Origin of the sequence: Desulfarculus baarsii DSM 2075 (assembly GCF_000143965.1) — a bacterium.
GTDB classification, from domain to species: Bacteria; Desulfobacterota; Desulfarculia; order Desulfarculales; family Desulfarculaceae; genus Desulfarculus; species Desulfarculus baarsii.
Map to the genome: position 1 here is coordinate 807,706 of NC_014365.1, position 12,958 is coordinate 820,663.

Below are 12,958 nucleotides of genomic sequence, written 5' to 3' on the forward strand. Positions count from 1 at the left end.
GTTTGAGGCGGCGGATGACTGCGAGCAGGGTAGCATCGGCCAAATTGGCGGTCAAGCGCGGCGGCGCTTTACAAATATAGCGATTGTGCTACGATTCTATCGCTAAAATTATACACTATGCGGCCGACCGGCCGAGACAATCGGAGCGAAAACATGGCGACTCAGTTCACCGTTGAAGGCGTGCGCCGCGTCACTTTCGGCTGCGGCAGCGCCGCCTCGCTGGGTGAGGAAGTCAAGCTGCTGGGCGGCCGCAAGGCCCTGGTGGTCTTGGATCCGTCCCTGGCCAAGTTGGGCGTGGCCGCCCCGGCCCTGGACGCCCTCGACAAAGCCGGCGTCGAGGCCGTGATCTACAGCGACATCACCCGCGAGCCCGAGCCCGCCGAGGCCGACGCCGCCGCCGCCCTGGGCCGCGACAACGCCGTCGACGTGGTGGTGGGCATCGGCGGCGGCAGCGCCCTCGACCTGGCCAAGGCCGCCGGCGTGCTGATCACCAACCAGGGCCAGTGCACCGACTATGTCGGGCTGGAGCTGGTCAAGACGCCGGGCAAGCCCGTGATCTGCCTGCCCACCACCGCCGGCACCGGCAGCGAGGTCACCTTCACCGCCGTCTTCACCCGCCGCGCCGACAAGTTCAAAGGCGGCATCAACGGCCGGCTGCTCTACCCCCACATGGCCATCCTCGACCCCGAGCTGACCGTCAGTTGCCCGCCCTACATCAGCGCCATCACCGGCATGGACGCCCTGACCCACGCCATGGAGGCCTACACCAGCCGCGCCGCCCACGCCCTCAGCGACCACAACGCCCTGGCGGCCATCGAGCTCATCGGCGGCAGCCTGCGCCAGGCCGTGGCCCACGGCGAAAACATCCAGGCCCGCAGCGAAATGCTTTTGGGCGCCTACCTGGCCGGGCTGGCCCTGGCCCAAGCCGGCGTGGGCGCGGTCCACGCCATGGCCTATCCGTTGGGCGCTTTCTACGATATCCCCCACGGCGAGGCCAACGCCGTGCTTCTGCCCTACGTGCTGCGTCACAACATCATGGCCTGCCCCGAGCGCTTCGCGGCCATGGCCAACGCCCTGGCCGAGCTGCCGGGCGACATGAGCACCCGCGACGCGGCCTACGCCTGCCTGCACGAGGTCATGGACCTCAGCGAGGACGTGGGCATCCCGGCCACGCTCAAGGAATTGAACGTGCCCCAGGCCTCCGTGCCCGAGATGGCCAAAAAGGCCATGACCGTGGCCCGGCCCATCGCCAACAACCCGCGCAAGGTCTGCGCCGAGGATCTGGAAGAAATCTACCACCAGGCCTTTGGCGAATAGCCGCCCCATCAGCCGCGCCAAGGCCCGCCTCCGCGACCGGGGGCGGGCCTTTTGCGTGGGGCGCGCCCCACGGCCGGCGCGCCGCATTTTTTCCGCCGCGCCACGCGCTTTCTGGCAAAATGGGAAAACACAGCGAAACGCTCACCAATAACCAGAGGGCAAGGCGTGTATCAGGCTGAATATGCCAAGAAACTGGTTTCGGCCCAACAGGCGGCCGCCCGCGTCCAGGATGGCTGGACGCTGATCCACGGCCTGACCATGGCCGAACCGCCGGCCATCCTGGGGGCCATCGCCCAACGTCTGCGCGAGGGCGCGCTTCAGCGCCTGCGGGTCTATTCGCTGCTGCCCCTGGCCGTGGCCGGCGGCACGATCCTCGACCCGCTGCTGTGCGACCGGGTGGAGGCCCTCACGTGGTTCGTGGGCGGCGGCGATCGCGGCCTGGTGGACGTGGGGCTCAATTATTTCGTGCCCAACCATTTTCATCAGGTGCCCCGGCTGATCGAGGAGTTCACCGACGTGGACGTCTTTGTCACCACTGTTTCGCCCATGGACAAGGCCGGCTATTTCAGTTTTGGCACGTCCAACGATTACTCCACCACCGCCGCGCGGCGGGCCCGGCTGACCATCCTGGAGGTCAACCGCCATATGCCCCGCGTCTTTGGCCAGAGCCAGATGCATGTCTCGGAGGTGGGCCTGCTGGTCGAAAACCACCAGCCCATCGCGCCCATGCCCCATTCGCCCAACAAGCCCGAGGACGCCGTCATCGGCCAAAAGGTGGCCGAGTTGATCCCCCATGAAGCCACGCTGCAACTGGGCGTGGGGGCCCTGCCCAACGCCGTGGCCGATTATCTCGGCGATCACAAGGACTTGGGCATCCACACCGAGGTGCTGGGGCCGGGCATGATCAAGCTGATCAAGGCCGGCGTGGTCAGCGGGGCCAAAAAGACCCTGCATCCGCGCAAGCACGTTTTCACCGTGGCCCAGGGCGACGACGAGATGCTGGCCTTCATGGACGACAACCCGGCCATGGAGTCCTACCCGGTCTCCTACGTCAACCGGCCCGCGGTCATCGCCCGCAATCGGCGCATGATCAGCGTCAACACCGTCATCGAGGTCGATCTGACCGGCCAGTGCAACGCCGAATCGCTGGCCGGCCACCAGTTCAGCGGGGCCGGCGGCCAGCTCGATTTCGTGCGCGGGGCCTTTGACGCGCCCGAGGGCAAGTCGATCCTGGCCTTTCGCGCCACGGCCAAGGGCGGGGCGGTCTCCAAGATCGTCGGCCGGCTGGAGCCCGGCGCGCCGGTGACCACCCCGCGCACCGACGTGCACTGGCTGGTCACCGAGTTCGGCGCGGTCAACCTCAAGGGCATGGCCACCTCTCGTCGGGCGTTGGCGATCATCGACCTGGCCCACCCGGATTTCCGCGACGATCTGCGCCGCCAGGCCGAGGATCTGCGCCTGATCTGAGCCCGGCTCACTGACGGGCGCTGGCCCGCGAATGGACCACGCTTGCAAGACGAAACGGCAAAAAACGGCCGCGCCCCACTGGCCGACGGCAACTTTCGCATCCTGATGGCGGTGACGTTTTTCGCGGTGATCGGCGTAAGCTCGTTGACGCCGGCCCTGCCGCTGGTGATGGAGGCGTGGTCGGTGCATCCGGCCCACATCGGCTGGGCGGTGACGGCCTTTGCCCTGGGCGGGGCCCTGGGCGCGCCGGTCTCCGGCGTGCTGGCCGACCGCCTGGGCCGCCGGCGGGTGCTGGCCCCGGCGCTGTTGATCTTTGCCCTGGGCGGGGCGGCCTGTGGCCTGGCCCAGAGCTTTCAGCAGCTTTTGGCCCTGCGTTTCGTGCAGGGCCTGGGCGCGGGGCCCCTCAACACGCTGACCTTCACCATGGCCGGCGACGCCTACGAAGGCCGCGCGCGGGTGCTGGCCATGGGCCTTTTGGGCATGGCGATCAGCGTGGGTTCGGCCACGGCCAGCATTTTCGGCGGCCTGACGGCCCTGGCCGGCTGGCGCTGGGTCTTTGTGATGCCGCTGTTGGCGCTGGGCTGCTGGTGGCTGGTGCAATATCGCTTTGACGGGCCCGAGCCCCAGAAATCGGCCGACGGCCTGGGCCGTTATCTGGGGCGCGTGCTGGGGCTGGTGGCCTCGCGGCCGATGGCCGGGCTGCTGGCGGCGGATTTTTGCGTGTTCGCGCTGCTGTTCGGCGCGTTTTTCACCTATGGCCCGCTGATGCTGCACCAGCGCCTGGCCGCCGCGCCCCACGTCATCGGCCTGGCCATGACCGTGGTCACGGTTTTCATCGGTCTGGCCTCGGCGCTGGTGGGCCGGCTGACGGCGTGGTGGGGCTCGCGGGCGCTGATCGTCGCGGGCTTTGGGCTCTATGGCCTGGCCATGTTCATCATGTCCTGGGCCGCGTCCATCTGGCCGCTGGCGCTGGCGCTGGCCTGCCTGGGCCTGGGCCACGGCCTGCTGCTGCCCAGCGTGCTGGAGCTTTTGACCGCGCTTTCGCCGCCGCAACTGCGCGCCGCGCTGATGAGCGTCAACTCCTTGACCATGCGCCTGGGCCAGACCGTGGCCCCGGTGGGCTTTGGCCTGCTGCTGACCGTGGGCGGTCTGCGCGAGGTCTTCTGGGCCGGAGCGGCGCTGGCCGTTGGGGCCATTGTCGTTGTCGCGGCGTGCCTGGGCCGGGCCGCCGGCGGCGAGGATGGGGCCTAGGGCCGGCCTTGGCGCGAAAGCTCGCGCAGGCGGGCGTATTTGGCCAGGGTGTAGAGGCTCTCCAGCCGGGCGGCCAGATAGCCCTCGTAGCCATCCAAAAAGCCCAGCCGCAAGATGTAGCGATTGAAAAAGCTCCAGCCGGCGTGGCCGACCACGGTCAGCGGCCCGGCCCGGCGGCCGGCGGCCAGCATCTGCTGGGCGGCCTCGGCGCTGTAGCGCTGGGCCCGGGCCAGATAATCGCCCACGGTCCGGTAGCTGTGGTGGTGGACATGGCCGGCCAGGCGGCCCACCGGCCCGTCGGCCTCCAGGCGCTCGTGGACCTGGCGGGCGACCCAGCGGGCTTGGCCCCGGCGGTGCAGGCGCAGATGGCGCTCGGGATAATAGCCGCCGTGGCGCAGAAAGCGTCCGAAAAAAAAGACCTTGTAGGTCAGCTCAAAGGCGGCCTCGGCCGGCGGCGGGCCGTTTTTCAGGGCGTTCAGGGCCTGGGCCAGCTCGTCGTCGATGAACTCGTCGGCGTCGAGGAAGAGCACCCAGTCGCCGCTGGCTTGGTCGATGCAGTGGTTGCGCTGGTCGGCGTAGCCGGTCCACTGGCGAAAGCAAACCTTGGCCCCGGCCTGGGCCAGCAGATCGACGGTGGCGTCGCTGGAGCCTGAATCAACGGCCACGATCTCGTCGGCCACGGGCCCGACGGCGGCCAGCCAGCGGGGCAGGTTGGCCGCCTCGTTTTTGGTGATGATGGCGACGGTCAGGCTGGCCACGGCCCTAAAGCCTGCTCTGGCCGCGGGTGAGCTTGAGGCGCAGGTCCAGAAGATTATCGGAGCGCTTGACGATGATGCGCGGCGCGGCCAGCGGGTCCACCCCCGGCCCCAGCATGCCCGGCCGGGTGGTGCAGGCCACCGTGAAGCCGGCCTGGCCCACGGCCCGGGCGGCCGGGGCGTCATAAAGGCCATAGGGGTAGCTGAAGACGCGGCAGGGCTGGCCCAAGATGGCGCCAAGGGCCTCTTGGCAGCCGATGGTCTCGCGGGCCAGATCGGCCTGGCTCAGGCCGGCCATGGCCACGTGGCCGAAGCCGTGGCCGCCGAACTCCACGCCGGCGGCGGCCAGCTCGCGAATGCGCGCGGCGTCCATCAGCGGCTCGCGGGGCTCGCCCTTGGGCCGATCCCAGAAATTATCGCCGCCAATGGCCCCGGCCACCAGAAAGACCGTGGCGCTCATGCCGCGCTGGCGCAGCAGCGGCCAGGCCTGGCTGTAAAAATCCTCGTAGCCGTCGTCGAAGCTGAGCACCACGCCGTTGGCCGGCGCGTCGGGGGCCATGGCTTGGGCCAGGCTGACGGTTTGATAGCCCTTGGCCCGCAGCAGATCGAGCTGGGCGGCGAAGGCCTTGGTGGTCACGCGCAGCTTGGGCAGCGGCGTGTTGTTCAACTCGTCGGTGACGTGATGATACATCAGCACCGGCAGGCCCGGCCGCCGGGGCCGCCACCAGTTGTAACGGGCCGAGAGCCCGGCCGCCGCGGCCAGGCCCAGGCCGGCCGTCAGCCAGCCGATCATGGCCGTGCTCCGGCGCGCCAGGCCAGGGCCTTGGCGTAGATCGCTTCGGTCTGGTCGAGCATGCGCTCCATCGAGTGGCGCTGTTGCACCAACTGGCGGCCGGCCCGGCCCAGGCGCTGGCGCAGCTCGGCGTCGCCCAGCAGGCGGCCGACGGCCCGCTCCAGGGCGGCCAGGTCGCCGGCGGGGTAGAGCAGGCCGGTCTGACCATCGATGACCACCTGGCCCACGTCGCCGGCGTCGGATGCGGCCACGGCGCGCTCGGCGGCCATTTGCTGCAACACGGCCTGGGGCACGCCCTCGGCGGCGTCGCTGCACAGCACGCAGACCGTGCACAGCGGCAGGATGCGCTCGACATCGGCGCGGTGGCCGGTCATGATCACCGCGCCGCGCAGGCCCATGTCGTCCAGATAGCCGTTGACGCGTTGCCAGCCGGGTCCGTCGCCGACGATCAAAAATTGAACGTCGGGCCGGGAGCCTTTCAGGCTGGCCGCCATCTGGCAAAACAGATCGTGGCGTTTCCAACTGCGCAGCACCGCCACGATGGCCACCACCGGCCGGGCCAGGTCCAGGCCCAGTTCGGCGGCCAGGGCCGCCTCGGGCGGTCGGGGCGCGAAGCGGGCGGTGTCCACGCCGGTGGGGATGGAGACGACCCGCTCGGCGGCCAGGCCGTAGTCGTCGATCAGGTGGCGGCGGATGCTCTCGCCGGTGGTGATCACGGCCTGGGGCAGGCGGTAGACCACGTTGAGGGGATTGGTGTTCACCGGCACGCTCAGGTGCCTGGTGCGCAGGCAAACCACGCCGCGCAGCCGGGCGACCAGTCCGCCGACCCACGAATCGACCGACGAGTGGGTGTGCAGCACGTCGACCCGTTGCGCGGCCAGCAGCCGGCCCAGGCCCAGCATGGCCCGTGCGTCCCAGGGCCCGGCCATGGCCAGGGGAAAAAACGCCAGCCCGGCCTCGCGGGCCCGTTGGCCCAGCTTGCCCTCGGGGCAGCCGGCCAGGCCGACCCAGTGCCCGCGGCCGGCCATGCCCAGGCATTCGCTCAAAACGCGAATCTCCTGACCGCCCCAGCCGTTGGACCATTCGGTATGTATGATGCGCAGCTTATCCATCCTTCACTAATTACGCCAGGCGCGCAATCGCGTCAAGGCCGCCAAGCCAAACATTGACACGCCGGCCGTCGATGATGATACTTTGGCCCCGGAGACGATGGCATGGATCAAACACGGTTGGATATGCTCAAACAACTGGCCGACCAAGTGGGTCATGGTTTTTCCGATTGGACCGCCCTGGACGAGGCCTTGCGGCATTCGTCGTTTGTCCACGAAAACCCCCAGCGCGGCCCCAGCAACGAGCGCCTGGAGTTTCTGGGCGACGCCGTGCTGGAGCTGGTGGTGACCCAGGAGCTTTTCCTGCGCTTCGATCAGGCCAGCGAGGGCCAGCTCAGCCGGGCCCGCTCCAGCGTGGTCAACGAGGCGCGCCTGGCCGAGGCCGCCCGCCAGATCGACCTGGGCCCCTGCATCTTGCTGGGCAAGGGCGAGCAAGGCCAGGGCGGCCAGGAAAAGACGTCGATCCTGGCCGACGCGCTGGAGGCCGTTCTGGCGGCGGTGTATCTCGACGGCGGCCTGGAGGCGGCGCGCGACTGCGTGCTGGCGCTGCTGGGCCCGCTGGATGAGCGCGTCATCGACCGGGCCCCGCGCCGCGACTACAAGACCATGCTCCAGGAGCGCGTGCAGGAGGATCTGCGCCTGACGCCGCGCTATCGCACCATCGACGAAAGCGGCCCCGATCACGACAAGACGTTTTCGGTCAGCATCGAGATAAACGATCGCCAATTGGCCATGGGCGCGGGAAAATCCAAAAAAGAGGCCGAACAGAACGCGGCCCGGCGGGGCCTGACCAATTGGAACGCCGACGATTTTCGCTGACAGGCGGCGCGCCGAAATTTTTCCAAGGATGATCAATGAATAGCGGTTTCGTGGCCATCGTGGGCCCGCCCAACGCGGGCAAAAGCACGTTTCTGAACCATGTGCTGGGCTTCAAGCTGGCCATCACCAGCGACAAGCCCCAGACCACGCGCCATCGTCTGTTGGGCGTGTGCAACCGCGAGGAGTCACAGATAGTTTTTCTGGACACCCCCGGCCTGCACAAGCCCATGCGCGCCCTCAACAAGCTGATGGTGCGCACGGCCATGGCCGCCCTGCAAGACGTGGAGGCGGTGCTGTTCATGGTCGAGGCCTCGGCCAAGGGCCTGGCCGAGGGCCAGCGCGTGGCCGGCATGCTGGCCGAGGCCAAAAAGCCGGTGGTGGTGGCCCTGAACAAGATCGACCTGGTGCGCGACAAGGCCGCGCTGCTGCCCATGCTCGAGCGCGTGGCCGGCTGGGCCGAGTGGGCGGCCATCGTGCCCCTGAGCGCGGCCAAGGGCGACGGCGCGGCGGCGGTGCTGCGCGAGCTGGCCGGGCTGCTGCCCCAGGGCCCGGCCATCTTTCCCGAAGACATGATCACCGACCTCAGCGAGCGTTTTTTGGTCTCGGAGCTGATCCGCGAAAAGGTCTTCGCCCTGACCAACCAAGAGCTGCCCTACAGCACGGCGGTGACCATCGACGAATTCATCGAGCCGCAAAACCAGCGCGGCGTGGTGGCCATCACCGCCACCATCCACGTGGAGCGCCAGGGGCAAAAGGGCATTCTGATCGGCAAGGGCGGCGGCATGCTGAAAAAGATCGGCGCGTCGGCCCGGCTGGACATCGAGACGATGCTGGGCCAAAAAGTCTATCTGGACTTGTTCGTGCGGGTCGAGCCAAAATGGTCCAGCCAGGCCCATGGCCTGCGCAAACTGGGTTACGAGGAATAGGGCGGCGGCCCCGGCGTTGGAGCGACCGGGGCGCTACGGGCCGCCAGATGCACGGAACCGGCGAATGAACGATAACGATAATAATATAGAACGCCTGGACTGGGGCGTGCGCGACTATCTGCGCGCCCTGGAGGCCATGCGTCAGCGCCACGCCGCCCGGGCGGCGGGGCAGGTGGCCGACGCCATCATCTGCGTCGAGCACCCCAAGGTCTTCACCCTGGGCAAACGCGGCGGCCGCGAGCATATCCTGCTGGACGACGAGGAACTGGCCCGGCAGGGCTTTTCGGTCTATCACGTCGAGCGCGGCGGCGACGTGACCTACCACGGCCCGGGCCAGGCGGTGATCTATCCGGTGATCGACCTGCGGGCGCGGCGCATGGGCGTGCGGGCGCTGGTGGAGGCGGTGGCCGGGGCCATCTGTCAGGTCACGGCCGAATACGGCCTGACGGCGGCCTGGGACGACGAACGCCCCGGCGTGTGGACCCATGGCCGCAAGATCGCCGCCGTGGGCCTGGCCATCCCCCAGCGGGTGAGCATGCACGGCCTGGCCTTCAACGTCTGTCCCGATCTGGGCCACTATCGGCTGATCGAGGCCTGCGGGCTTTCGGCCGAGTCCACCAGCCTTTGCCAGGAACTGGGCCGGCCGGTGAGCGTGACCGAGGTCCACGATCGCCTCTTCGCGGCGCTTTGCCGGCAGTTGGCGCTGGCCGCGGGCTCGCTGGGTGCCCACGATTAAGCCCCGCCGCCGGCGCGTCACACGCTAATGCTGGTTTTCACGAGCTAATTGGCCTGTCGGCCGGCTGGACACCCCGCGCGGGCTGTGCTAGAAAGTTTGTGAACATATAACCATCGGCCGCGCGGTGGCGATTTTCCGGCGGCCGGGCTGATTTTTTTGGGAGGAAGGCATGAGGACGAAGCTGGTCCCGATGATCGCGCTGTTGGCGGCGACCCTGCTTTGGCTGTCACCGGCGGTTCTGGCCCAGGAGCAGGCCGCCCAGCCGGCGGCCCAGGCGGCGGCCGCGCCGGCTGGCGACGCTGGCTATTACAGCGAGGGCATGTCCACGCACGTGCGCGAGGCCATCGACAAGAGCCTGGCCGATCCGGCCACGGCCGAGAAATTCAAGCAGGCCGTCACGCCCGGGGCCGAGCCCGGCTATCTGGGCATCCCCGGCGCGCCGTCGGTGAGCTGGATCTGGGCGCTGCTGTGGGCCGTCTGGGTGGGCTGGATCTTCTCGACGGTGGGCGCTTTCGGCGGCATCATGGCCGGCGTGGGCCACATCACCATCTTTGGCTTTGGCGAATACGCCTCCAAGTTTGGCAAGGGCGCGCCGGTCAACGCCATGGTCACCGATTCGATCCGCGTGTCCAACCAGTGGCTGGCTGGCCTTTCGGCGCTGATCGGCTCGTTCAAGTACTACCGCATGGGCCGGCTGGTGGCCCCGCTGGGCATCTGCATGGCCGTGGGCGCGGTGGGCGGCTCGTGGCTGATTCCGGCGGCCACGGCGGGCCGGGTCAGCCTGAAGGACTACGTGGGTTACTTCGGCCTGTGCGTGCTGCTGCTGGGCGTGCTGCTGCTGCGTGACCTGACGGCCAAGGGCCAGGCGCGCCAGAAAAAGGCCAAGGAGGCGGCCAGCGCTTTCGAAAAGAAAGTGGCCGAGGGCGGCGACACCACCGAGCAGGGCGTCAAGGTCGTCGAGGGCAGTTGGCCGTTGATGATGGTGGCCATGCTGGTGGTTTTGGCCAGCGCCGTCATCTACAAGTTCATGGGCCCGGGCAAGGGCGTGGCGCCCTGGACCGACGTCTGGTTCTGGGCCTGCACGGCCTTGGCCTGCGTGGGCGGGCTGCTGACGGTTTTCGTGGGCAAGGTGCGCTTCACGTTCTTCGGCGTGGAGTTTGGCTTCAAGGCCTGGCTGCCGATGCTGGGCGGCGCGGTGATCGCGGCGCTGTCGTCGTTCCTGGGCGTGGGCGGCGGTTTCCTTTACGTGCCGTTTTTGACCACCCTGGCGGGGCTGCCGATGTTTTTGGTGGCCGGCACCAGCAGCCTGGTGGTGCTTGTTGGCATGATCGTCAGTATTTTCAGCTATATGTTCGGCAAGGGCGTGGTGGTTGAATGGGGCTTGATCGGCGCGGAGTTGGTGGGCGTGTTCATTGGCTCGATGGTCGGGCCGGCCACGTCCAAGTTCATCTCCGACAAGGTCTTGCGCCTGATCTTCATTGTGCTGGCCTTCTACGTGGGCTTGGGCTATACGCTCAAGGGCTTGTTTGGGATGTCGTTGCCGCCGTTCTGATGCGCGCGGCGTGAGTGATGATCATCACGCCGGGTCGGCCGCCGCGCCGGCCCGGCGTTTTTGCGTGGTGAGGGGCGATGCCCGAAATTTTTCAGTGGCTATGGGCCTGGCTGGACGCCTTTCTGATCGGGCCCTATCGCTGGCCGGCCGGGGCCATGGCCGGCTGGTGGCTGGGCACCTCGCTTTTGGCGATCTGGGCCACGCTGTTGGGCGAACTGACCATGGCCGTGGGCCGTCGGGTCAACCGGCGGCGAGTCACGGCGGCCAACGACGAAGTGACCAGGATGCACCAGGCCTCCATCAACGCCCTGCGCCAGTCGGACAAGGCGGCCTGGCGGGGGATCAACCGCCTGGGCAACGAGGCGGTGGGCAAGGCCTTTTTTTTGCAGGTCGCCATGGGCGCGGGCTCGTTGTGGCCGGCCTTCATGGCCCTGGGCTGGTTGGGTGCGCGCTTCGAGGGCGTGGCGCTGGCGGTGCCTTTGTTCACAGACAACTACATCGCCGGGTTTTTGCTGTGCTATCTGCCGTGCCGCCTTTTGTTGGCGGTGGCGAAAAAGCTTTGGACCAAGCGGCGCTAGCCCCTGGGCCGGCCGATGGCGGCGCTGGAAAAACCGCGGCGTTGCAACGGCTTTTGCGTGAAAAGAAACTGACAAACCCGTGATATTTGGTCTTGACACCGCGAAGGCCGGGTTGCTAGCTTGAAGTACGAAAGTTTCGGTGGGAGATCATCGCGCTCGGCGTGCGTAAGCGCGATGAAGCGTTGACGAATCTGGAAATCAAATAAAGTCGTCCTTGGTTGGCTGATCAATTCGGGGTGAGCCAGGGAGACTTACGGATCGGGCAAGTGCAATCGACCCTCGGAAGTTGGTCCTTCGGGGAGATTCATTTGCCCAGCCAATGCAATGAGGGAAAGGAGAAAAGCGGTAATGAGGAAATACTTCGCTATCCTGGCGGCGGTGGTGGTCCTGGTGGCCATGTCCGCGCCGGCTTGGGCCCAGGCCGAGGCGCCCGGCTCCAGCTTCACGGTCATCGGCCGTTTGTGGACCGACTTTGGTTACCAGCACAAAAGCGAAGAGCTGGCGACCAACCAGTATGGTCTGACCATGAAGGGCAAAAAGCGCGACAGCTACACCACCAACTTCGTCAACGTCAACGCCAACAGCTACTGGGGCGCCAAGTGGACGAGCGGTGACAAGAGCACCGGCGCCCACGCCGAGTTCGCCATCCTGTCCAAGGAATCGCAGAACGAGCAGGTCCTCCTCCGCTACGCCTACGGCTGGTGGAAGATGGGCAACTGCAAGCTGACCGCCGGTCACACCGACGGCGTGTTCGGTTCGCTGTTCGCCGCTCCCGGCTCGCTGCTGGGCACCTCCAACTCGGGCAAGATCCTCTTCCTGCGTTGGGGCTACCTGTACAGCGGCCGTCTGCCCCAGGTGCGTTTCGAGTACACCTCGCCGGTGGGCCTGTTCTCCATCGCCCTGGCCCAGGCCGACGCCGAGCAGATTGTCGGCACCGAGAGCCTGCTCTATGGCACCAGCCAGATCGGCTCCTCGCAGGCCTACTTCAGCTGGCCGCGCGTGGACCTGGCCTACGCCCTGCGTCTGGGCGGCTTCATGGCCATCCCCGGCTTCTCGGTCTCCCAGGTGCGTTACGACGGCGTCAGCTCCGGTCGTGACGACAGCGTGATCAACTGGGTCGCCCAGTTGCCCATGACCTACGAGATCGCCGGCTTCGGCGTCAAGGCCCAGATCTACTACGGCCAGAACATCGACTGCGAGTGGGGTCAGACCAGCACGGGCACCCTGGGCGGCCAGCCCCAGGCGATCCCGGTGTGGTTCGGCGGCAAGGTCGAGGACACCAAGCAGTTGGGCGCGAGCATCGAGCTGTCCTACACCATCGACAATATCAAGCCTCTGATCGCCTTCGGTTACGTCGACTCCAGCAACGACAACTGGAAGAAGGTCGGCTACACCGACGACAACTACCAGCGCTGGGCCTTGATGGGCGCAGTCGACTACAAGATCAACCAGTACTTCACGGTGCAGCCCGAAGTCGCCTACTACAACTACGGCGACCGCATGAGCAGCACGCTGAACAACGTCAGCCGGTTGGTCAATGGCAGCTCGCTGAGCAACGACTACGGCAGCGAGTGGCTGTTCGGCGTGGCCTTCCTCTTCGTCTTCTAAGAAGAGCGACCACTTAGCCTAATCACCCCGGGAAGGCCGGGGGGCTG

12 protein-coding genes are annotated in these 12,958 nt (G+C 67.3%); 9 read left to right on the forward strand and 3 right to left on the reverse strand.

The window, feature by feature from the left end; translation table 11 throughout:
- The first annotated feature begins 153 nt into the window (after window positions 1–153).
- From DEBA_RS03550 to DEBA_RS03560, 3 genes are all read left to right on the forward strand, one after another.
- Window positions 154–1,317, forward strand: a complete 1,164-nt coding sequence (locus tag DEBA_RS03550; RefSeq protein WP_013257536.1) for an iron-containing alcohol dehydrogenase — start codon at window positions 154–156, stop codon at window positions 1,315–1,317.
- A 165-nt stretch (window positions 1,318–1,482) separates the two neighbouring features.
- A complete protein-coding gene (locus DEBA_RS03555) occupies window positions 1,483–2,784 on the forward strand; it encodes an acetyl-CoA hydrolase/transferase family protein (protein WP_013257537.1) in 1,302 nt (433 codons plus the stop codon).
- A 42-nt stretch (window positions 2,785–2,826) separates the two neighbouring features.
- Window positions 2,827–4,035, forward strand: coding sequence for an MFS transporter (locus tag DEBA_RS03560; protein WP_013257538.1), 1,209 nt, complete (start codon window positions 2,827–2,829; stop codon window positions 4,033–4,035).
- On the opposite strand, the gene DEBA_RS03565 is transcribed toward DEBA_RS03560, so the two are convergent.
- The 3 genes from DEBA_RS03565 to DEBA_RS03575 are packed head-to-tail and all read right to left on the reverse strand — an operon-like array spanning window position 4,032 to window position 6,695.
- Window positions 4,032–4,793 carry a glycosyltransferase family 2 protein gene (locus DEBA_RS03565; RefSeq protein ID WP_013257539.1) on the reverse strand — a complete coding sequence of 254 codons (762 nt, stop codon included), beginning with the start codon at window positions 4,791–4,793 and terminating at the stop codon, window positions 4,032–4,034. The two genes, DEBA_RS03560 and DEBA_RS03565, sit on opposite strands and share 4 nt — an antisense overlap.
- A gap of 4 nt (window positions 4,794–4,797) precedes the next feature.
- Window positions 4,798–5,583, reverse strand: coding sequence for a polysaccharide deacetylase family protein (locus DEBA_RS03570; protein WP_013257540.1), 786 nt, complete (start codon window positions 5,581–5,583; stop codon window positions 4,798–4,800).
- Window positions 5,580–6,695 carry a glycosyltransferase family 4 protein gene (locus tag DEBA_RS03575; protein ID WP_013257541.1) on the reverse strand — a complete coding sequence of 372 codons (1,116 nt, stop codon included), beginning with the start codon at window positions 6,693–6,695 and terminating at the stop codon, window positions 5,580–5,582. The genes DEBA_RS03570 and DEBA_RS03575 overlap by 4 nt, the downstream gene beginning before the upstream one ends.
- Before the next feature lie 102 nt (window positions 6,696–6,797).
- On the opposite strand from DEBA_RS03575, the gene rnc reads away from it, so the two are divergent.
- From rnc to DEBA_RS03605, 6 genes are all read left to right on the forward strand, one after another.
- Window positions 6,798–7,511: a ribonuclease III gene (rnc, locus tag DEBA_RS03580; protein WP_013257542.1), complete on the forward strand. Its 714-nt coding sequence runs from the start codon at window positions 6,798–6,800 to the stop codon at window positions 7,509–7,511.
- Window positions 7,512–7,546: 35 nt separating this feature from the next.
- Window positions 7,547–8,437, forward strand: a complete 891-nt coding sequence (gene era / locus DEBA_RS03585; RefSeq protein WP_013257543.1) for a GTPase Era — start codon at window positions 7,547–7,549, stop codon at window positions 8,435–8,437.
- A gap of 64 nt (window positions 8,438–8,501) precedes the next feature.
- Window positions 8,502–9,173 carry a lipoyl(octanoyl) transferase LipB gene (gene lipB, locus DEBA_RS03590; protein ID WP_013257544.1) on the forward strand — a complete coding sequence of 224 codons (672 nt, stop codon included), beginning with the start codon at window positions 8,502–8,504 and terminating at the stop codon, window positions 9,171–9,173.
- A 169-nt stretch (window positions 9,174–9,342) separates the two neighbouring features.
- A complete protein-coding gene (locus DEBA_RS03595; RefSeq protein WP_013257545.1) occupies window positions 9,343–10,725 on the forward strand; it encodes a sulfite exporter TauE/SafE family protein in 1,383 nt (460 codons plus the stop codon).
- Between the two features lie 77 nt (window positions 10,726–10,802).
- On the forward strand, window positions 10,803–11,303 hold the full coding sequence (locus tag DEBA_RS03600) for a hypothetical protein (RefSeq protein WP_013257546.1): 501 nt from the start codon (window positions 10,803–10,805) through the stop codon (window positions 11,301–11,303).
- 348 nt (window positions 11,304–11,651) lie between these two features.
- Window positions 11,652–12,911, forward strand: coding sequence for a hypothetical protein (locus DEBA_RS03605; protein WP_013257547.1), 1,260 nt, complete (start codon window positions 11,652–11,654; stop codon window positions 12,909–12,911).
- Window positions 12,912–12,958: the final 47 nt, after the last annotated feature.

What these genes read in the sequence shown, in the direction of transcription:
- DEBA_RS03550 (WP_013257536.1), top strand. Translation starts at nt 154, where the DNA reads ATGGCGACTCAGTTCACCGTTGAAGGCGTGCGCCGCGTCACTTTCGGC.
- DEBA_RS03570 (WP_013257540.1), bottom strand. Translation starts at nt 5,583, where the DNA reads ATGATCGGCTGGCTGACGGCCGGCCTGGGCCTGGCCGCGGCGGCCGGG.
- DEBA_RS03575 (WP_013257541.1), bottom strand. Translation starts at nt 6,695, where the DNA reads ATGGATAAGCTGCGCATCATACATACCGAATGGTCCAACGGCTGGGGC.
- rnc (WP_013257542.1), top strand. Translation starts at nt 6,798, where the DNA reads ATGGATCAAACACGGTTGGATATGCTCAAACAACTGGCCGACCAAGTG.
- era (WP_013257543.1), top strand. Translation starts at nt 7,547, where the DNA reads ATGAATAGCGGTTTCGTGGCCATCGTGGGCCCGCCCAACGCGGGCAAA.
- lipB (WP_013257544.1), top strand. Translation starts at nt 8,502, where the DNA reads ATGAACGATAACGATAATAATATAGAACGCCTGGACTGGGGCGTGCGC.
- DEBA_RS03595 (WP_013257545.1), top strand. Translation starts at nt 9,343, where the DNA reads ATGAGGACGAAGCTGGTCCCGATGATCGCGCTGTTGGCGGCGACCCTG.
- DEBA_RS03600 (WP_013257546.1), top strand. Translation starts at nt 10,803, where the DNA reads ATGCCCGAAATTTTTCAGTGGCTATGGGCCTGGCTGGACGCCTTTCTG.
- DEBA_RS03605 (WP_013257547.1), top strand. Translation starts at nt 11,652, where the DNA reads ATGAGGAAATACTTCGCTATCCTGGCGGCGGTGGTGGTCCTGGTGGCC.